This is a genomic window from Terrabacter lapilli (genome assembly GCF_039531305.1).
Taxonomy (GTDB): domain Bacteria; phylum Actinomycetota; class Actinomycetes; order Actinomycetales; family Dermatophilaceae; genus Terrabacter; species Terrabacter lapilli.
Genome location: NZ_BAAAPU010000007.1, coordinates 481,567 through 499,220, shown reverse-complemented (window position 1 = coordinate 499,220; position 17,654 = coordinate 481,567). Strand labels below are relative to the sequence as shown.

At 72.8% G+C, this 17,654-nt stretch carries 16 protein-coding genes and 1 riboswitch; of the genes, 10 read left to right on the top strand and 6 right to left on the bottom strand.

Going from position 1 to position 17,654, the window contains the following annotated elements; genetic code table 11:
* Nucleotides 1-141: 141 nt before the first annotated feature.
* A complete protein-coding gene (locus tag ABD241_RS10210) occupies nucleotides 142-2,481 on the bottom strand; it encodes a glycoside hydrolase family 31 protein (protein ID WP_344061507.1) in 2,340 nt (779 codons plus the stop codon).
* Nucleotides 2,482-2,554: 73 nt separating this feature from the next.
* Between ABD241_RS10210 and ABD241_RS10205 the strand changes: the two genes are divergently transcribed.
* Nucleotides 2,555-2,977, top strand: a complete 423-nt coding sequence (locus ABD241_RS10205; protein WP_142219779.1) for a cupin domain-containing protein — start codon at nucleotides 2,555-2,557, stop codon at nucleotides 2,975-2,977.
* Between the two features lie 16 nt (nucleotides 2,978-2,993).
* Nucleotides 2,994-3,383, top strand: a complete 390-nt coding sequence (locus ABD241_RS10200; RefSeq protein ID WP_344061501.1) for an SRPBCC family protein — start codon at nucleotides 2,994-2,996, stop codon at nucleotides 3,381-3,383.
* 22 nt (nucleotides 3,384-3,405) lie between these two features.
* Here the strand turns inward: ABD241_RS10200 and ABD241_RS10195 are convergent, their stop codons facing one another.
* Nucleotides 3,406-4,518, bottom strand: coding sequence for a hypothetical protein (locus tag ABD241_RS10195; protein ID WP_344061498.1), 1,113 nt, complete (start codon nucleotides 4,516-4,518; stop codon nucleotides 3,406-3,408).
* Between the two features lie 635 nt (nucleotides 4,519-5,153).
* Between ABD241_RS10195 and ABD241_RS10190 the strand changes: the two genes are divergently transcribed.
* Together ABD241_RS10190 and ABD241_RS10185 are read left to right on the top strand one after the other, a co-directional pair.
* Nucleotides 5,154-5,813: a hypothetical protein gene (locus ABD241_RS10190; RefSeq protein ID WP_344061495.1), complete on the top strand. Its 660-nt coding sequence runs from the start codon at nucleotides 5,154-5,156 to the stop codon at nucleotides 5,811-5,813.
* Nucleotides 5,814-5,932: 119 nt separating this feature from the next.
* The gene (locus tag ABD241_RS10185; RefSeq protein ID WP_344061492.1) at nucleotides 5,933-7,477 is read left to right on the top strand and encodes a S8 family peptidase; all 1,545 of its coding nucleotides are present in this window, start codon (nucleotides 5,933-5,935) and stop codon (nucleotides 7,475-7,477) included.
* 87 nt (nucleotides 7,478-7,564) lie between these two features.
* Here ABD241_RS10185 and ABD241_RS10180 read toward each other — a convergent pair whose 3' ends face one another.
* On the bottom strand, nucleotides 7,565-8,854 hold the full coding sequence (locus ABD241_RS10180; RefSeq protein WP_344061489.1) for an MFS transporter: 1,290 nt from the start codon (nucleotides 8,852-8,854) through the stop codon (nucleotides 7,565-7,567).
* 49 nt (nucleotides 8,855-8,903) lie between these two features.
* Here ABD241_RS10180 and ABD241_RS10175 point away from each other — a divergent pair, with 49 nt between their 5' ends.
* The 6 genes from ABD241_RS10175 (at nucleotide 8,904) to ABD241_RS10150 (ending at nucleotide 15,085) form a co-directional block, all read left to right on the top strand.
* The gene (locus tag ABD241_RS10175; RefSeq protein WP_344061486.1) at nucleotides 8,904-9,902 is read left to right on the top strand and encodes a pirin family protein; all 999 of its coding nucleotides are present in this window, start codon (nucleotides 8,904-8,906) and stop codon (nucleotides 9,900-9,902) included.
* Between the two features lie 198 nt (nucleotides 9,903-10,100).
* Entirely contained in the window at nucleotides 10,101-11,117 is a 1,017-nt protein-coding gene (locus ABD241_RS10170; RefSeq protein ID WP_344061483.1) for a zinc-dependent alcohol dehydrogenase family protein, read from the top strand.
* A 144-nt stretch (nucleotides 11,118-11,261) separates the two neighbouring features.
* Nucleotides 11,262-11,942: an alpha/beta hydrolase gene (locus tag ABD241_RS10165; protein WP_344061480.1), complete on the top strand. Its 681-nt coding sequence runs from the start codon at nucleotides 11,262-11,264 to the stop codon at nucleotides 11,940-11,942.
* 129 nt (nucleotides 11,943-12,071) lie between these two features.
* On the top strand, nucleotides 12,072-12,446 hold the full coding sequence (locus ABD241_RS10160; RefSeq protein WP_344061477.1) for an iron chaperone: 375 nt from the start codon (nucleotides 12,072-12,074) through the stop codon (nucleotides 12,444-12,446).
* 240 nt (nucleotides 12,447-12,686) lie between these two features.
* Nucleotides 12,687-12,879: riboswitch (cyclic di-AMP (ydaO/yuaA leader) on the top strand.
* A 3-nt stretch (nucleotides 12,880-12,882) separates the two neighbouring features.
* Nucleotides 12,883-13,794 (top strand): CHAP domain-containing protein, encoded by a 912-nt coding sequence (locus tag ABD241_RS10155; RefSeq protein ID WP_344061474.1) that lies wholly within the window; start codon nucleotides 12,883-12,885, stop codon nucleotides 13,792-13,794.
* A gap of 220 nt (nucleotides 13,795-14,014) precedes the next feature.
* The gene (locus tag ABD241_RS10150) at nucleotides 14,015-15,085 is read left to right on the top strand and encodes an alkene reductase (RefSeq protein WP_344061471.1); all 1,071 of its coding nucleotides are present in this window, start codon (nucleotides 14,015-14,017) and stop codon (nucleotides 15,083-15,085) included.
* Between the two features lie 97 nt (nucleotides 15,086-15,182).
* Here ABD241_RS10150 and ABD241_RS10145 read toward each other — a convergent pair whose 3' ends face one another.
* The 3 genes from ABD241_RS10145 to ABD241_RS10135 all read right to left on the bottom strand — a co-directional run bounded on the left by ABD241_RS10145 (nucleotide 15,183) and on the right by ABD241_RS10135 (nucleotide 17,583).
* Nucleotides 15,183-15,728 (bottom strand): GNAT family N-acetyltransferase, encoded by a 546-nt coding sequence (locus tag ABD241_RS10145; protein WP_344061468.1) that lies wholly within the window; start codon nucleotides 15,726-15,728, stop codon nucleotides 15,183-15,185.
* A gap of 9 nt (nucleotides 15,729-15,737) precedes the next feature.
* The gene (locus tag ABD241_RS10140) at nucleotides 15,738-16,553 is read right to left on the bottom strand and encodes a potassium channel family protein (protein WP_344061465.1); all 816 of its coding nucleotides are present in this window, start codon (nucleotides 16,551-16,553) and stop codon (nucleotides 15,738-15,740) included.
* A gap of 160 nt (nucleotides 16,554-16,713) precedes the next feature.
* The gene (locus tag ABD241_RS10135; RefSeq protein WP_344061461.1) at nucleotides 16,714-17,583 is read right to left on the bottom strand and encodes an alpha/beta hydrolase; all 870 of its coding nucleotides are present in this window, start codon (nucleotides 17,581-17,583) and stop codon (nucleotides 16,714-16,716) included.
* Nucleotides 17,584-17,654: the final 71 nt, after the last annotated feature.

The window sequence follows — 17,654 nt, the reverse complement described above, 5'->3', positions numbered from 1 at the left end:
CATCGCAGTCTTCCGCTCGGGGGTCACCCGCTCAAGAGGCGCTCGAGCGGCACACGCCGCATACCCGGAGAGGGCGTATGCCGTTCGCTGCCTCCCCGGGTCACCCGCGCACCCAGCGCAGCACCGTCTACCGCAGCCCGCTCACTCGGGCGCGTGGCGCACGACGTCGAAGCGGGTCCGCGCGTGGCCGGCATACCCCCGTCCCGAGGTCTCGTGCTCGACGGACACCTCGCCGCCGGAGCGCGTCACGACGACGCGCGTCGTGAGCCGCTCGGGCTCACCGGCAGCGTCGTCGTGCGTGACCGTGAGGCCGTCGTCCTCGACGAGGAGCGACTCCCAGCGGCCGTCGACGACCGGGTCGAAGACGTGCAGCTCGATGCTCTCGGGCCGGTAGCCGTCGGTCGACGCGGGGACCTCGGTCCACATCGGGATCCCGGCGCCGGCGCGGGCGAAGAGAGGGATGCGCTCGCGCGGCGTCTCCACCGTGATCCGCTGGCCACCCGGGTGCAGCTGGCCGGTGTACCAGTCGTACCAGTCGCCGGCGGGCAGGTAGACCGAGCGGGACGTCATCCCGGCCTCGGTGACGGGGGCGACGAGCAGGTCGCGGCCGAAGAGGTACTGGTCGTCGACGTCGACGACCTGCGGGTCGTCCTGGAAGTCGAGCACCAGCGGCCGCTGGACCGGCTCGCCCGTCTCGGACGCCCGCACGAAGGCCGAGTAGATGTAGGGCATGAGCCGGTAGCGCAGGCCCACCGCCTGCCGGGTCAGCTCGTGGATCTCGGGGCCGAACGACCACGGGTACTGGTCGATGTTGCCCGTCTCGGAGTGGTTGCGGCAGAACGGCGTGAGCACCCCCATTTGGAACCAGCGCAGGAACAGCTCCGGGTTGGTGTCGCCCTGGAAGCCGCCGATGTCGGCGCCGACGAACGGCTGGCCCGACAGGCCGAAGCCGCACGCCATCGGCATGCTGACCCACAGGTGGTCCCAGCGGGCCTGGTTGTCGCCCATCCAGTTCGCGGCGTAGCGCTGGATGCCGGCGAAGCCCGCCCGCGACAGGATGAACGTGCGCGCCTCGGGCCGGGCCGCGCGCAGGCCCTCGATCGTGCCCATCGCCATGAGCAGCGCGTACTGGTTGTGGTAGCGCTCGTGCGAGGCGCGGCCCTTGTCGAAGAGCATCCGCTCCGGAGGGATCTCGCCCGTCGCCGGCTCGTTCATGTCGTTCCAGATGCCGGCCAGACCCGACTCGACGTGCTTGGCGTTGAGGTCGCCCCACCACGCCCGCGCCTCCGGGGTGGCGAAGTCCGGGAAGGCGGTGTTGCCCGGCCAGACCTGCCCGATGTAGGTGTCGCCGCCCTCGGTGCGGCAGAAGACGTCCTTGGCGAGGCCGTCGTCGTAGACCTCGTAGCCCGGGTCGTGCTTGACGCCCGGGTCGACGATCGAGATGGTCCGGAAGCCCTGGTTGGCCAGGCCCTTGAGCATCCCGGCCGGGTCGGGGTAGCGCTCCGAGTCCCACGTGAAGACGCGGTAGCCGTCCATGTAGTCGATGTCGAGCCAGATCGCGTCGCACGGGAACTCGTCGTCGCGGTAGCGCCTGGCGATGACCTCGATGTCCTGCTGCTTGTAGGCGTGCCAGCGGCAGTGGTGGTAGCCGAGCGACCAGATCGGCGGCAGCGACGCCCGCCCGGTCAGCCACGTGTAGCGCTCGAGGATGCTCGCCATCGACGGCCCGGCGAAGACGTACTCCGTCCACTGGCCGCCGTGGAAGGAGACGCGGTACTCGTCGTCGCCGCTGAACTCGTAGGACCCGCGGTAGCCGTTGTCGACGAACGAGCCCATCGCCGCCCCGGTCTCGGCGTCGCGCCGGTAGAAGAACGGGATGCTGACGTAGTACGGGTCGAACTCGGTGCTCGACATGTCGGCGCGCGGGTCGTCCGGGTCGAGGCCGGCGCGGAATTCGGCCGTCGAGTGCTCGTTGAGGACGTCGGTGTTCCACAGCGTGAAATCGCGCCCGCGCCGGTTGTGCCGGCCGCCCTTCTCGCCGAGGCCGTAGATCGCGTCGTGACGCCCGATGCGCCGCCGCGTCGTCCACGCGTCGTTGAGGGTGGCGTAGGTCCAGTAGCGGCCCTCGGCGTCGGCCGCCGACTCGAGCACCACGGAGCCGTCGGTGCGGTGCACGTCGACCCGGAACGGGTCGAGCCACAGCGTCACGACCAGCTCGTCCGTCACCAGCTTCCACGCGCCGTCCGACTCCTGCGCCTGCCAGGCCACCCCCTCGCCACCGTCGGGGCCGAGCGGGTCGACGCACACGGCATACGTCGGCTGCTCGTCGAACGCTCCCCCGCGGCTCAGCTGGAGGCGCACGACGTCGGGGCGGACGGGCTCCACCCGGAGCAGCTCGCCGTGCAGGCGGGCGAGCAGCCCGCGCTCGGTCTGCTCGACGGAGTCGACGTGCTCGAAAAGGATGAAGTGGTCGGTCCTCATGCGACCCACCCTGCCAAAGAGCGCGGCCCGTGACGACCTCCCGCTCGCCCGTCGAACGCGCTTTGATGGGTCCATGACGCAGCACCCGGACCCAGCCCAGCCGTCGACCGCGGCGCAGCCGTGCACCGTCGTGCCGGGCGACGCGCTCAGCCCCGCCGACCCGACGCCGGGGATGAGCCGGCAGGTCGCCCTGCAGACCGAGACGATGTGGTCGGGCACCGTCGACACCGAGGCCGGCGCCGTCTCCGGGTGGCACCACCACGGCGACCACGACACGACGCTCTACGTCGTGTCGGGCCGGATGCGGCTCGAGTCCGGGCCGGGCGGGTCGGTCGTCGCCGAGGCCGGGCCGGGTGACTTCCTGCGCGTCCCGGCGGGGGCCGTGCACCGCGAGTCGAACCCGGGCGACGGCACCTCGCGGGCCGTCATCGTGCGCTGCGGGTCGGGCACCCCGACGGTCAACGTCGACGGGCCGGCGCCCGCCGACGAGGCCTGAGGGGCCGGGCAACCCCGTGCGGTCGTCGATCACGGTCACCGGTGACGCCGATGCCGCGCTGGCCTGGAGCCGCTACGAGACGCTCTCGCTCTGGAAGACCTGGTCACCGCAGATCTCCGACGTCATCGCGGCCTCGCCGACGCTCGCGACCGGGCTGACGGGGCTCGTCGTCGGACCGCTCGGCGTGCGCGTGCCGTTCGAGGTGCTCGACGTGGACGCCGAGGCGATGGAGTGGCGCTGGCACGTGCGGTACGGCCCGGTGCGGGCCACCCTCGAGCACACCGTCCGGCCGGCTCCGGGCGGCTGCTCGACCGGCCTCGTCATCGACGGGCCGCCGGTCGTCGTGCTCGGCTACCGGCCGCTGGCCCAGCTGGCGCTGGGGCGCCTCGTCCGGCAAGACCTCTGACCGAGGGCTCGGGCCGGCTCGGTCAGTCGGCGGCGCCCTCGAGGACGGCGTCGAGCTCGTGGTCCTCGAGCGCCTCGACGCAGCGCGCGACCAGGGCGAGGACGGCCGGATCCGCGTCCAGCGCCACGAGGTCCTTCGCCGGCCCCTCGAACCTGGTGGGACGCACGGCCGAGGCCAGCACCAGGGGCGCCCCGTCCGAGAGCAGGGGCCGCAGCGTCACGTCCTCACGAGTCAGGGTGCCGACGTAGACGGGCTCGAGCCCCGCGCCCGCGTCCGGTGTGCGCACGACGACCAGGTGCACGTCGTCCGTGGCGACGGCCACGCTGATGACCCGCTTCACCGTCGCGAGCGCGAACGAGCCGATCGCACTGAGGTAGAGGGCGTTCCGCTCGCTCGGGGTGCGTCGGCGCAGCATTCCGCGGCCGCTCGACGAGGCACCGGGTCCGCGCTCCGCGACGACGTCGAGCGTCGGGTAGCGGACCACGACCGTGACGTAGGCACGCGACGTGTCGGGGTGCCGGCCCGCGTCGACGCAGGTGCACGAGCTCTCGGCGGCCGCGAACTCCGCCTCCAGCTCGGCGATCACGGTGTGCGGCTCGTGGTCGGCGAGCGCGTGCCACTGGTCGTCGACGACGGCGGCCCGGTGCTGCGTGATCACGGAGCGCGCCACGTCGAGCGTCCGCACGAAGTGGTCGGCCTCGGTCTCGGCCTGAGCCTTGGCCTTCGCCCGGGCGGCGCGCTTGAAGACCGAGACCTCTGGCTGCGCGGCGCGAAGAGCCTTGCGCTCCAGCATCGCCCGCTCCTTGGCCGGCAACGTCGTCGAGGTCGATGAGTCGGGGCGCCGTCGCAGAGGGTGGTTGTCCAGGTGCAGCGAGGTCAGGGTCCCCTCGACCGACTGCAGCCCGTGGAGGTCCTCCGCCTCCTGGGCGGCGCGGGCCCGGCGCTCGAGGTCGACGAGCTGTTGTGCCCGCGCGCCTCGGCCGTCCTTCGCGTCACCGGCCGAGTGGGGGCGCGCGCCGACGCCGAGCGCTCCCGGTCCCCCGGCTCCCCGGGTGGCGTCGTCGATCACGGCACGCAGGCCGGACGCCGACGAGCGGAGCCGCACCCCGGGTGCGACCCTCAGCGGGAGGTCCATGTCAGGGTTCCACCCGGCCGACCGAGGTGAGGAGTCCGTCGAGTGCCCACTCGCCGTGGGGAGCGTCCGCCGCGTCCGAGGCTTCACCGGAAGCCCCCGATGGGGCCCCCGCCGAGACCCCCGCCGGAGCCTCGGCAAGAGCGGCAGGCTGGGTTGCGCTCGAGGACGCGCGGGCTCGCAGGCTCGCCAGCCAGCTCCCCCGGTCGGTCCCGTATGCGTCGCCGACCGTCGCGGCCACGGGCTCCGTCGCCTCGTCGGCGAGGGTCCAGAACGTCCACCCGCGCGGCGGAGTGGGCCAGCCGGGGTCGGGCATCCAGTCGTCGTGCGGCGCCCAGGCCTCGGGCGGCGCGGGCCACCCAGGAGGAGCGTTGAACCGAACCGACATGTCTCACACCCCGATCGACCGTTCACGCGCAGCCGGCCCCGAGCGCGGCTGACGAGCACAACGTACGCCCGCACACGGTCAAAGTCAGCGAAATGGACAAATCCGACCGCGCTCGTATAGGTCGGCACGTGGCCGACTGTCTGGGTCGACGCTCAGGGTCGGCACTCGGGTCTTCACTCAGGGACGGTTCGGGGCCGGTTGGGGGTCGACCCCGATGGGCACCGCCCGTCAGCACCGGAAGGCTGATCCCATGACGACCAGCACGCTCTCCCCGGCTCGGCCCGCAGGCACGACAGCCACCACAGTGGCCCCCGCCGGCGCGGCGACGACCACGACGTCGGACGTCCTCGACCGGGCACCGCTGCTCGCACTGCTCGTCCCGCTCGTGCTCTTCGCCCACGGCATCGTCGACTGGGTCGACGGCCTCGACCAGCTGGGCAAGCCGGGGGAGCTCGTCGAGCTCGGTGGCCTGGGTGGCATCGCCAGCGCCCGCGAGCCGGGCGCACTGACCGTCGCGGCCGGCATACTCCTCGTCGCCTCGGTGGGCGGATTCGCTTGGCTGACAGCGGCGCTCGGCCGACGCCTCGAGCACCTGCCTGTCGCGGTGCCGACCGCCCTGCTGGCCGCCTTCGGCGCCGGAGCGACAGCCGCGGTCTGGCTGGGGCACGTCTCCGGCCTGCTCGGCACGGACCTGCCGGCTGCCCTGACGTGGGGAGGCCCGGCGCTCACCGCCGCCGCGCTCGGCGTCGTCCTCGTCGCGCTCACCGTCGAGGGCCGCCTGCCCGCCGGCTCCCTCGCACTGGCTGCCCTGGCCGCCGGGGTGCTGCTCCTGCCCTGGGGCCTGGTCCCGCTCGGAGCGCTCCTGCTCCTCATTGCCCTCGCCCCCCTGACGCGTACGGCGTCGGACTGAAACCTTGCCGAATCTTGAAGATCGCGTGACCGACCAACCGCCCGGTAGCCCCCGAGGATGAGGCCTGTCGCCCACACCAGGGCGAGAAGCACCGTCCCCCACCCCACGGGAGCTCACACATGCGTCACCCCAGCCTGACCCGACGCGGCGCGATCGCCGTCGCGTCGCTCGCCCTGGCCTCCACGGCCGCCCTCGGCGGCCTCGCCACCGCCGCGACCGCCGCCACGCAGGCCGAGCCGGCCTCGACGCCGGTCACCATCAACACGCCCGACGGCCAGCTCATGAGCTACATCGTCAACGCGCGCATCGCCAACCCCGGCCAGACCCGCCTGGTCGAGAAGGCCGTCACGGAGGCCGGCGGCGTCGTCGTCCAGTCGTGGCCGCAGATCGGCGTCGTCATCGCCCACTCGAAGGTCTCGACCTTCCGCGCCGACGTCGTCGCCAAGGGCGGCAACACGGTCGAGTCGGTCGGCGCCAGCCGCACCGTCGAGGTCTCAGAAGGCACACCCGAGGGCGCCGGGGCGGCCTGGGGTCGCGGCGCCTCCGGCTACAAGCAGGGCGCGAAGAAGGACGCCAACGGCGACGTCGAGTCCGACACCACCCCGGCGGCGACGACCGACCCGCGTGAGAGCGAGCAGTGGGACCTGCAGATGATCAAGGCCGACCAGGCCCACAAGATCACCGACGGCTCCCGCAACGTCCTCGTCGGCGTCCTCGACTCGGGCATCGACCCCGACCACCCCGACCTCGCCGCCAACATCGACGTCGCCGACTCGGTCAACTGCACCGACGCCGGCCGCCCCGACCTCTCGGCCACCGGGTGGTACCCGACCACGAGCGACCACGGCACCCACGTGGCCGGCACGATCGCCGCCGCCCGCAACGGTGTCGGCATCGTCGGCGTCGCGCCCAACGTGCGGATGGCCGCGGTCAAGGTCGTCAACGACGCCGGCTACATCTACCCGGAGTACGCCGTGTGCGGGTTCGTCTGGGCGGGCCTGAAGCACATGGACGTCACGAACAACAGCTACTACGTCGACCCGTTCGAGTTCTACTGCGACGACCAGCCCGACCAGCACGCCGCCAAGGAGGCCGTGCGCCGCGCCGTCGAGTGGTCGACGAAGCAGGGGGTCGTCCACGCGGCGGCAGCCGGCAACTCGGCCCACGACCTCGCCGACAAGTCGTCGTTCAAGGACACGACGAGCCCCGACGACCAGCCCAAGGCCGGCCAGGTCTCGCGCACGCTCAACAGCGGCTGCGAGGACATCCCGACCGAGCTCGACGGCGTCGTCACCGTCTCCTCGCTCGAGCGCTACCCGGCGGGCACGCTGCAGAGCCGGCTCTCCTCGTTCAGCAACCGTGGCCTCGGCAAGATCGACGTCGCCGCCCCCGGCTCGCGCATCCTGTCGACGATCGTGACGAACAACGGCTACGGCACCAAGAGCGGCACGTCGATGGCCTCGCCGCACGTCGCCGGTGTGCTCGCGCTCATGAAGTCGGTCCACCCGACGTGGACGCCCGCGCAGATGATCGAGAAGCTGCGCCAGCAGGCCGACGACCAGGCCTGCAGCGCCGCCACCGGCGGCCCGGCCTGCGTCGGCCCGGTCGAGGACAACAGCTTCTTCGGTGAGGGTGTCGTCGACGCCCTCGACGCCGTGAGCTGAGCTCGCACCACCACCATCACCACCACTGAGCGCCCCGTCCCACGAACGCGTGGGGCGGGGCGCTCACTCGTGTGCGGCGGGACTGGCTCAGGGCCGGTGGTGCAGGGTGCGGACCGTGCGCACGAGCAGGATGAGCGCGACGAGCTGGCTCACCGCGACGACGACGACCAGCGCTGGCAGCGACCGGTCGTAGAGCCACCCGGCCACGAGGCCGCCGACGATCGCGAACGCGCCCTGCACCCCGGCGAAGACGCCGTATGCCGTCGCGCGCCTCGGCGCCTCCACGACCTCCGCGACCAGCGCCTTCACCGTCGAGTCCTGCACGCCGTAGGCCAGGCCCCACACGGCGACCCCGACCAGGGCGAGCCAGACGGTGCCCGACAGGGCCAGCGGGGGCACGAGCGCGACGAGCACCGGCACGGCATACAGCACGGAGCCGCCGCGGCGGTCGTAGACGAGCCCCACACCGACGGCCGCGAGCGCCTCCACGCCCATCGCGCCGGCATACACGACCGGGACGGCCGCGACGGGGACGACGTGGTTGACGGTCAGGTGGTAGCCGATGATGCCGAAGGTGACGAGGCCGCCGGTGGTGAGGCCCGCGGCGAACGCGTAGCCGAAGAACTCGCGCGGCAGCCCGGACCCGACGGCGTCGGCGAACCAGCCGCGCAGCCCCCGGCGGGCCGGGGCCCCCGGCGCCGCAGCGACCTCCGGGGAGCCGGGCGGGTCGTAGACCGACGGGTCCGGCACCCGGGAGCGGATCACGGCGAGCAGCAGCATCGCCGCCGCACCGGGGACCGCGAGGACCGCCATGCCGGGCCAGATGACACCGGTCGCCGCGACGACTCCCGCGACGACGAGCGGACCGGTGAGCGCGCCGATCTGGTCGAGCGCCTTGTGCAGACCGAACCCGCGGCCACGCCCGACCGCCGAGGCGACGTGCGCGAGCAGCGCCGACTTCGACGGGCTGCGGACCGCCTTGCCCGAGCGCTCGAGCAGGATGAGGACGGCCGCGAGGACGAGCCCGAACCCGCCGACGAAGGGCGTCACGGCCAGCAGCGGGACGCAGACGGCGGTGAGGCCGTAGCCGAGGATCGTCAGGCCCCAGTAGCGACCGGTCCGGTCGGCCAGCGGCCCGAACACGAGCCGCAGGACCAGCGCCATCGCCTCCCCGGCACCGGTGACGAGACCGACCACGAGCGCGCTCGCGCCGAGCGAGGCGAGCAACGGCCCGTACATCGAGCGCGCGCCCTCGTAGACCATGTCGGCCGCGAGGCTGACGAAGCCGAACCACCACACGACGCGCCAGGCCGACCAGCGTCCCGGAACGTGGTCGCTCGTCTCGGCGGCGGCCGTCCTGCGCGCGGGATCGCTCATGGCCGCAACGTAGCAACCGCACCTGCACGCACGGGCCTAGCCTTGATCCGTGAGCAACCCCGACCGCCATCCCGCCGAGGTCGTCTGCGGGGCCGATGCGCCCGAGCCCGGAGTCACCGTGCTGCCCTACCGCGAGGTCCCGCTCGGCGGTCCCCGGGCGATGCCGGTCCGCCGCAGCCTGCCCCAGCGCGAGCGCAGCCTCATCGGGGCCTGGTGCTTCGTCGACCACTACGGCCCCGACGACGTGTCGCAGACCGGCGGCATGGTCGTCCCCGGCCACCCGCACACCGGGCTGCAGACCGTCTCGTGGCTCTTCTCCGGCGAGGTCGAGCACCGTGACACCACGGGCGCGCACGCGTTCGTGCGGCCGGGCGAGCTCAACATCATGACCGCCGGCTCGGGAATCGCCCACTCGGAGTACTCCACCCCCGGGACCACCGTCCTGCACGGCGCGCAGCTGTGGGTCGCGCTCCCGGAGGCCGACCGCTTCACGACGCCGGGGTTCGAGCACTATGTGCCGCCGGTCACCGAGGTCGACGGTGCCCGCGTCCTCGTCTTCCTCGGCACCCTCTTCGGGCAGACCTCGCCCGTGACGATGTTCTCCGACCTCGTCGGTGCCGAGGTCACCCTGCCGCCCGGCGCGACCCTCACCATCGAGGTCGACCCCACCCACGAGCACGGGCTGCTCTGCGACACCGGCACGCTCGGCGTCGGCGACGCGACCGCCAAGCCCGGCGAGATCGTCTTCCAGCCGACCGGGGCCGAGCGCATCACCGTCGAGGCGGGCGCCGACGAGCCGACGCGCTTCCTGGTCCTCGGCGGCACGCCCTTCGGCGAGCAGATCGTCATGTGGTGGAACTTCATCGGCCGCAGCCACGACGAGGTCGTCGGCTTCCGCGAGGACTGGCAGCGCGAGCGCGAGGCCCGCGAGCAGGGGTCGTATGCCGCCGCGCCGCCCGACTCCCGCTACGGCACCTTCCCCGATGCCTGGCACCACACCCTCCCCGCCCCCGAGCTCCCCAACCTCCGCCTCCGCCCCCGCGGCTGACACCTCCACACGTCGAGTGGGCACTTCCACGCGTTTGTCCACAGGGAACGGGACGTGCGGCTGTGGAGAAGTAGCGACAAAGTGCCCACTCGACGTGAGGGGGTGAGCGGGAGCGCGCCCGGGCCACGAGCGCCCCCAGACCCCCAAGGCTGGACACCGAGGAGGGAGCATCCGGGCGGGTGGGGTAAGCATTGGTCCATGCGCGCGACGACGATCCATGCCCCCGGCGACATCCGACTCTCCGAGGTCCCCGACCCGACGATCGAGGAGCCGACCGACGCGATCGTGCGCGTCGTCGCCGGCTGCATCTGCGGCTCGGACCTGTGGCCCTACCGGGGCGCCAACCCGATCACCGCCGGCTCGACCATCGGCCACGAGGCGGTCGGTGTCGTCCAGGAGACCGGCGCCGACGTGCGCGACTTCCGCAAGGGCGACTTCGTCGTCATCCCGTTCGTCCACTGCGACAACACGTGCCCGCACTGCCGGGCCGGCATGACCTCGGTCTGCGACCACCAGGGCTGGACCGAGAGCGGCCAGGCCGAGCTCGTCCGCGTCAACCAGGCCGACGGCAGCCTCGTCAAGACCGACGGCATGCCCGACGACGCGCTCATCCCGTCCCTGCTGACCCTCGCCGACGTCATGGCCACGGGCTGGCACGCCGCCGTCTCCTCGCGCGTGAGCCCCGGCGGCACCGCCGTCGTCATCGGCGACGGCGCGGTCGGCCTGTGCGGCGTCATCGCCGCCAAGGAGCTCGGCGCCGAGCGCATCGTCGCGATGTCGCGCCACGAGCCGCGCCAGCAGCTGGCCCGCGAGTTCGGTGCCACCGACGTCGTGGCCGAGCGCGACGACGCCGGTGTCGAGGCCATCCTCGAGCTGACCGGCGGCGTCGGCGCCGACTCGGTGCTCGAGTGCGTCGGCACCGACCAGTCGATGAAGACGGCCTTCCGCATCGCCCGCCCCGGCTCGAGCGTCGGCTTCGTCGGCGCCCCGCACGGTGTCGAGCTGCCCGTCCGTCAGATGTTCGTGCGCAACGTCGGCCTCGCCGGTGGCATGGCGCCCGTCCGCACCTACCTGCCCGACCTGCTGGGCCGCGTCCTCGACCGCCGCATCGACCCCGGCAAGGTCTTCGACCTGACGCTCCCGCTCGACGAGGTCGCCGAGGGCTACAAGGCCATGGACGAGCGCCGCGCCATCAAGGTCCTCCTGCGGCCCTGATGCCGACCCGACCAAGCCGACGGCGCCGCGGCTCCGAACCCCGCGAGTGAGCACGCGACCCGAGCACCCACGCGACCCGGCCCGCGCGCTGGCTGGCAGCTCCCGGCATACGCCCTCGACCCTGCGACAGAGACGGAGCACGAGGTGACGCACGCCCGCCTACTCGACACGGCTGCACCCGAGGCGCCGCAGGGCATCGCCCTCGTGCTCCACGGCGGCGCGGCCCGACGCGGCACGGCGCGCGTGAGCCCGACCCAGCTCTCGGTGCTGCGGATGGTGCCGATCGCCGCACGCATCGCCCGCGCCGTCAACGGTGAGGTCGCCGTGCTGCGCCTGCTCAACTCGACCCGGGGCTGGGACGCGACCCACACCCCCGTCGACGACGTCCACTGGGCGCTGGGCCAGGTCGCCGAGCGGTTCGGGCCCGGGCTGCCCGTCACGCTCGTCGGGCACTCGCTCGGCGGTCGGGCCGCGCTGCTCGCCGCGCGCGAGCACCCGGTCGTCAGCGCCGTCGCGCTCAACCCGTGGGTCTACCCCGACGAAGGACAACGCACGAACCTCTCGGGCCGCAACGTGCTCATCGTCCACGGCGACGAGGACCGGGTGGCCCGGCCGCGCAACTCCGCGTCGGTCGCACGCGACCTCGCCCGGACGGCCGACCACGTCGGCTACGTCACCGTGACGGGCGGCAAGCACGCGATGCTGCGCCGGCACGAGGTCTTCGACGGGCTGGCCGCCGACTTCACCGCCGCGACGCTGCTCGGCCGAGCGAGCGTCGGCGCCGTCGGTCGGGTGCTCGCCGGCGAGGAGTGGGTCGAGGTCTGAGCGGCCGCACGCGCACGGGCGCAGCACCCCTTCCACGGGGTGACCTTGCTTTTGCGGAGGTCCGTTTCGCGCAATACAGTCGGGAGTATCCCCTCCATGACCGGTCCGACACCGAAGTGAGGACCAGGATTGGCCCCTAGATTTGCGTCAGTCGATGACTACATCGCGTCCTACCCGGAGGAGACGCGGGCGCAGCTTGCCGGGGTGAGACGGGCCATCAAGAAGGTCGCGCCGCACGCTGCCGAGAAGATCAGCTACGGCATGGCCACCTTCACGGTCGACGGCAAGCCGCTCGTCTACTACGCCGGCTGGAAGAACCACGTGGGCCTCTACCCGGTGCCGACCGGGAGCCCGGAGTTCGAGGAGGCCATCGCGCCCTACCGGCGCGCGAAGGACACCGTGCGCTTCCCGGTCAGCCGGCCGGTCCCCCTCGAGCTGGTCGGTGAGATCGCCCGGCTGTGCCTCGCCCGCCGCGCCGACGTGTCCGAGAGCCCCAAGAGCTGACGTCCGGACGGGCCCGGCTACCCGCGGCCTCCACCTGGTGGGCGCGACTCCGGTGTGATCTGCGTCTCACCTTTTGCCCGTTGGGCGCTCATTCGAGCCGAAAACACGGACATACGGCGACAGAAGCGGCGCGGCTCCGTTACCGCGGCGTGACTTTTACCTTTCGACTCATCTAGTCTTCGGTGGTCCGTCCAACAGGTCGGGCTCTCGCGTGGTGGACCGCCTAGTCCTGTCACCACCTTGCGAGAAGAACCAAACCTTGTGACAGGAGCGGAGGAACCACACGTTTCTCCGGGCGTCCGGCGCAACGACTCCGGACGTCCTTGGGGTTAAGCCACGGCCCCCGCGCGACGAAGTCTCGTCCGTCGGGTCCGTGACCGGGCACCTTTCCGCCCGAACCCGACAGCTAACTTCGTAGGCGCGGAGAGGCACAGCCGTGATCAACGACACCACCCGTGGGCGCCACCGCGCGCCCGGACGCCACAACCCCCTGAGCGAGCTCAAGCTCCTCGCCCGCGAGTCGGCCCAGCCGGCCCTGAAGGCAGGCGCCCTCGTGGCCGCCACCGGCGGCCTCGTCGCCGGGTTCGCCAACCCCGCGAGCGCCGACTCCCTGTCCCCGGCCGCGGCCAAGGCCGCCGGCGCCAACGCGGCCGTCGCCCCGCAGGGCGCTCCGGCCGCCGTCGGCCCGGCCGCCGCCGCCGCCCCGGCCGCCTCGACGGCCCTGTCCAAGATCGGCTTCGCGCCGGCAGCGCAGCAGGCCACCGCCCAGCGCGTGGCCACGTCGAAGCCGCAGGTCATCCAGGACGTGCAGCTGCAGGCGCAGCGCGCCGCCGCGCAGGCTGCGGCCGCCAAGGCTGCCGCTGCCAAGGCTGCCGCCGAGCGCCAGGCCGCTGCCCAGCGCGCCTCGCGCGACCTGACCCGGAGCACGCTGACCAACAGCACCTCGACCACGAAGTCGGGCAGCAACGGCTACACCCCCGGCGCCTCGGCCGGCATGCGGGCCTCCCACAACTGGGCCACCGCCGGCCAGTGCACGTGGGGCGCCCTCAACCAGTGGTACCAGTCCGAGGGCTACTACCCCGGCGGCTGGACCGGCAACGCGATGGCCTGGGCCTCGGGCGCGCGCTCCGCGGGCTACACCGTGAGCAGCACCCCGCGTACGCGTTCGATCATCGTGATGCAGCCCGGTGTCGCCGGCTCCTCGAGCGTCGGCCACGTCGGCTGGGTCACGGCCGTCAACGGCAACCAGGTGACGATCATCGAGATGAACGCCACCGCCGGCCCGTACAACTACGACACGCGCACGGTCACCCTGAGCGGCGGCATGTCGTTCATCTACGCACCGTGAGCCGAGCAGCTCGCTGACGCGGCTGTCGGCAAGGGGAGGGTGCCTTCGGGCGCCCTCCCCTTCTGCATGTCCATCGGACGCTTCCTGCGACATGGCCCACACTGCGGGCAAACGGGAATGATCGGCCGGCCCTGCTCCTTGTCGCCTAGGTAGTTGAAGGCTCCACCGAACGGGTGGGCCTCGACGGATCCGACAGTCCCCCACCTTGAGGAGCAGGCCTGTGAGCACGGCTTTCGAGAGCATCCGCATCGGCCGCTGGGACCTCCCCCAGCGCTTCGTCATGGCACCGCTGACGCGCAACCGCGCCGGCGAGGGCCAGGCACCGACCGAGCTCAACGCCGAGTACTACGGCCAGCGCGCGAGCGCCGGTCTCATCATCACCGAGGGCACCCAGCCCAGCGCCGTCGGACAGGGCTACCTCGACACCCCCGGCATCCACTCCGACGAGCAGGTCGCCGGCTGGCGCCTCGTCGCCGACGCCGTGCACCAGGGCGGCGGGCACGTCGTCGTGCAGCTCATGCACGCCGGCCGCATCGCGCACCCCGACAACAAGGGCGGCCTCGAGAGCGTCGCCCCGAGCGCCATCGCCGCCCCCGGCGAGATCGTGACCGCCAAGGGCCAGCAGCCGTACGTCGTCCCGCGGGCGCTCGAGACCGAGGAGATCCCCGGGCTCGTCGCCGAGTACGTCCACGCCGCGCGCCAGGCGGTCGCCGCGGGTCTCGACGGCGTCGAGGTCCACGCCGCCAACGGCTACCTGCCGCACCAGTTCCTCGCCCCGTCGAGCAACCAGCGTACGGACGCCTACGGCGGCTCGCCGGAGAACCGGGCGCGCCTGACCGTCGAGATCACCAGGGCCGTGGCCGAGGCCATCGGCGCCGACCGCGTCGGCATCCGCATCTCGCCCGCCCACAACATCCAGGGCGTGCTCGAGGAGGACGAGGCCGACACCGCCGCGACCTACGAGGCGCTCGTCGAGGGCATCGCGCCGCTCGGCCTAGCCTACCTCAGCATCCTCGGCGACCCGGAGTCCGACATCGTGCGCGACCTGCGCAAGCGCTTCGGCGGTCCGGTCATCCTCAACTCGGGCTTCGGCTCGGTGACCCAGCTGGCCGACGTCGAGGACATCCTCGAGCGCGACCTCGGCGACCTCGTCGCCGTCGGGCGTGAGTTCCTCGCCAACCCGGACCTCGTGCGGCGCTGGCGCGAGGGCGCCCCGCTCAACGAGCCGAACCCGGACACCTTCTACGGCGGCGGCGCCGAGGGCTACACGGACTACCCCGCCCTCCCCTGAGCCCCGAACCCCGAGCCCGGCCACACGGCATACGACGTACGGCCGTGGTGACGGCGTGCCCACCCGACCCCGCGTCGGGTGGGCACTGCCGTATGCGTCAGCCGGGCTCGGGCGGGTCGCCCGGCCCTGCGAACGGCTGGCCCAGGGCCCGCTGCACCCACGTGACGTCGCGCGCGGCGCCGAACTTCCAGCCGATCCCGCGGTAGGTGCCGACGGGCTCGAAGCCCATCGCGGCGTGCAGCCGGCCGCTCGCCTCGTTGGGCTGGGTCATCCCCGCGGCCGCCATCCGGTACCCGCGGGCGGCGAGCCGGTCGAGCAACGCGGCATAGAGCAGGCGGCCGGCGCCGCGACCGTGACGGTCCGGCGAGAGGTAGACCGACACCTCGCACGACCAGCGGTAGGCGGCGCGCTCCTTGAACGGGCCGGCATACGTGTAGCCGCCGACCTCGCCGTCCTCCTCGAGCACGAGGAAGGCGTGGCGCGCCTGCGCCTTCGCGATCCGGCGCGCCATCTCGTGGGCGTCGGGCGGCTCGGTCTCGAAGGTGACCGTCGTGCCGGTGACGTAGGGCGCGTAGATGGCGGCGCACGCCGCGGCATCGGCGGCGGTCGCGTCGCGCACGAGCCGGTCGATCGGGTCGGGCATGCGGCGATGCTACGGCGCCGCGTCCTCGTCCTCCTGGTCCCGGCGGCGTCCGGGCCCGGCAGCGAAGCGCGACACGATGAAGGCCACGAACGTCACGAGGAACACCTGCCCGATGACGGCCTCGCTCGTCGCAGCCAGGCGGGCGAGGTTGGTGACCGCCACGAAGTCGCCGTAGCCGACCGTCGAGATGGTCACGAGGCTGAAGTAGGTGTAGACGGTCGTGGGGACCGGCTGGCCGAAGAACGGTTGCAGCGACAGGGCGTCGATGGTCTGGAAGAGCGTGGCGTAGGTGACGGCGATCTGCAGGTAGGCCGCGACGGCGCCGAGCACCGTCTGCACCCCGACGACCCGGTGCTTCAGCACCCGCCGGCCGATGACGACCGGCAGGATGAGCTCCGCGACGAGCCAGATCCCCTCTGCCTGGACGGTGCTGCCCGACGACCGGCCGCCGCGGCTGGACCCCACGACGAGCACGAGGTTGCCGACCACCGTCACGAGAACGAGCAGGTCGAAGACACGGCAGGCCCGCGGCCGGACCGCGGAGGCGCGCGTGGCGACGATGAGCGCCAGCCCCGTCACCGAGTGGGTCACGAACGACCCCCAGACGGAGCCGCTCGTGTCGACGAGCGACTGGATGGCGATGACGGCCAGGACGAGCAGCAGGACGAGGTCGAACCGGTCGAGCAGCCGGCGCCCGGCCACGGCGGGGTCGGTCGGCGCCTGGGCCTCGCGCGCCGCCCGGGCTGCGCGCCGCATCCGCCTCGCCTCGGCAGCGGACGCGTCGGCGGCAGAGGGGTCCGGCTGCTTCGAGTCGGCTGCGTCCACGCGTGCCTCCCTCCCGGCCCCGGCCGGCGGCCCCGGCCGCGGGGACGCCCCGATTCCGAGCATATGGTCGCGCTCCACGGCGCGGGCCCGAGTCGTCAGAGCCCGCGCCGACCGAGGGCGGGTGCGTGGTCGACCCGGTGCGCGGACCTCTCCTCCGCGATCACCGCCGAGGGTCCGCAGGACCGGACGCGCAGACCCAGCGCAGCGCGTCGGGCAGCAGCACACCACCGTGGTTGGCACTGTGCCCGCCGTCGCCGAGGACGAGCCGGACGGCATACCCGGCCTCGGCGAGCGCTGCGGCCGTGCGCAGGTTCTCGGCGAGCCAGTTGTGCTCCGGCTCGTTCCAGTTGAGGTCACGGTGACCGGCCTGGAGGAACACCCGCAGCGGCTTGCGGGGAACGGTCGGCAGCAGGGCCGGGTAGGGGTTGCCGCCCGGCATCTGCGCGAAGCTGGAGAGGAAGGCGACGACCCGCCGGAACCGGTCGGGGCGCAGCCACGCGGCCGTGAAGGCGGCGTTGCCACCGCTGCTGCCGCCGCAGATGGCCCACCGGTCCGGGTCGTCCGTCAGCGCGCAGTGCTGCTGGACGAGCGGCACCACCTCCTCGAGCAGGAAGGTGACGTAGCGGTCGTCGAACGCGTCGTACTCGACGTTGCGGTTCTTGCGCTCGTCCGGGTCATCGCACTGCTCGAAGACGCCGGGATCGACGAAGACGCCGATCGTCACGGGGATGTCGCCGGCGTGCACCAGGTTGTCGAGGACGATCCCGGCCCTGACCTCGCCCTCCGGGTCGAGGTACCACCAGCCGTCGTTGAAGACCATGACCGAGGCGGGTTCGCCCGGCACGTACGCCGCCGGCACGTGGACCCACACCGTCCGGGACGTGCCGGGGTAGGTGACGCTGTCGGCGAGTCGCAGCTCCACGGTGTCGCCGGTGGGCACGTCGTCGCGCGGCCGCGAGTCGGGCCCGTGCTCGTAGACCACGTCGGACTGGTCGACGGGCAGGGGCCGGTACGGCACACGAAGAGGCATGCGGCGCAACCTACGGACCGGTGCACTCCGCGGGCAACGGGATAAGCCGCGGGCTGAGGAGCGGAGACACG

Excerpts from the sequence above, each read along its gene's own strand:
- ABD241_RS10210 (WP_344061507.1), bottom strand. The coding sequence starts at position 2,481 with ATGAGGACCGACCACTTCATCCTTTTCGAGCACGTCGACTCCGTCGAG.
- ABD241_RS10205 (WP_142219779.1), top strand. The coding sequence starts at position 2,555 with ATGACGCAGCACCCGGACCCAGCCCAGCCGTCGACCGCGGCGCAGCCG.
- ABD241_RS10195 (WP_344061498.1), bottom strand. The coding sequence starts at position 4,518 with ATGGACCTCCCGCTGAGGGTCGCACCCGGGGTGCGGCTCCGCTCGTCG.
- ABD241_RS10190 (WP_344061495.1), top strand. The coding sequence starts at position 5,154 with ATGACGACCAGCACGCTCTCCCCGGCTCGGCCCGCAGGCACGACAGCC.
- ABD241_RS10185 (WP_344061492.1), top strand. The coding sequence starts at position 5,933 with ATGCGTCACCCCAGCCTGACCCGACGCGGCGCGATCGCCGTCGCGTCG.
- ABD241_RS10180 (WP_344061489.1), bottom strand. The coding sequence starts at position 8,854 with ATGAGCGATCCCGCGCGCAGGACGGCCGCCGCCGAGACGAGCGACCAC.
- ABD241_RS10170 (WP_344061483.1), top strand. The coding sequence starts at position 10,101 with ATGCGCGCGACGACGATCCATGCCCCCGGCGACATCCGACTCTCCGAG.
- ABD241_RS10145 (WP_344061468.1), bottom strand. The coding sequence starts at position 15,728 with ATGCCCGACCCGATCGACCGGCTCGTGCGCGACGCGACCGCCGCCGAT.
- ABD241_RS10135 (WP_344061461.1), bottom strand. The coding sequence starts at position 17,583 with ATGCCTCTTCGTGTGCCGTACCGGCCCCTGCCCGTCGACCAGTCCGAC.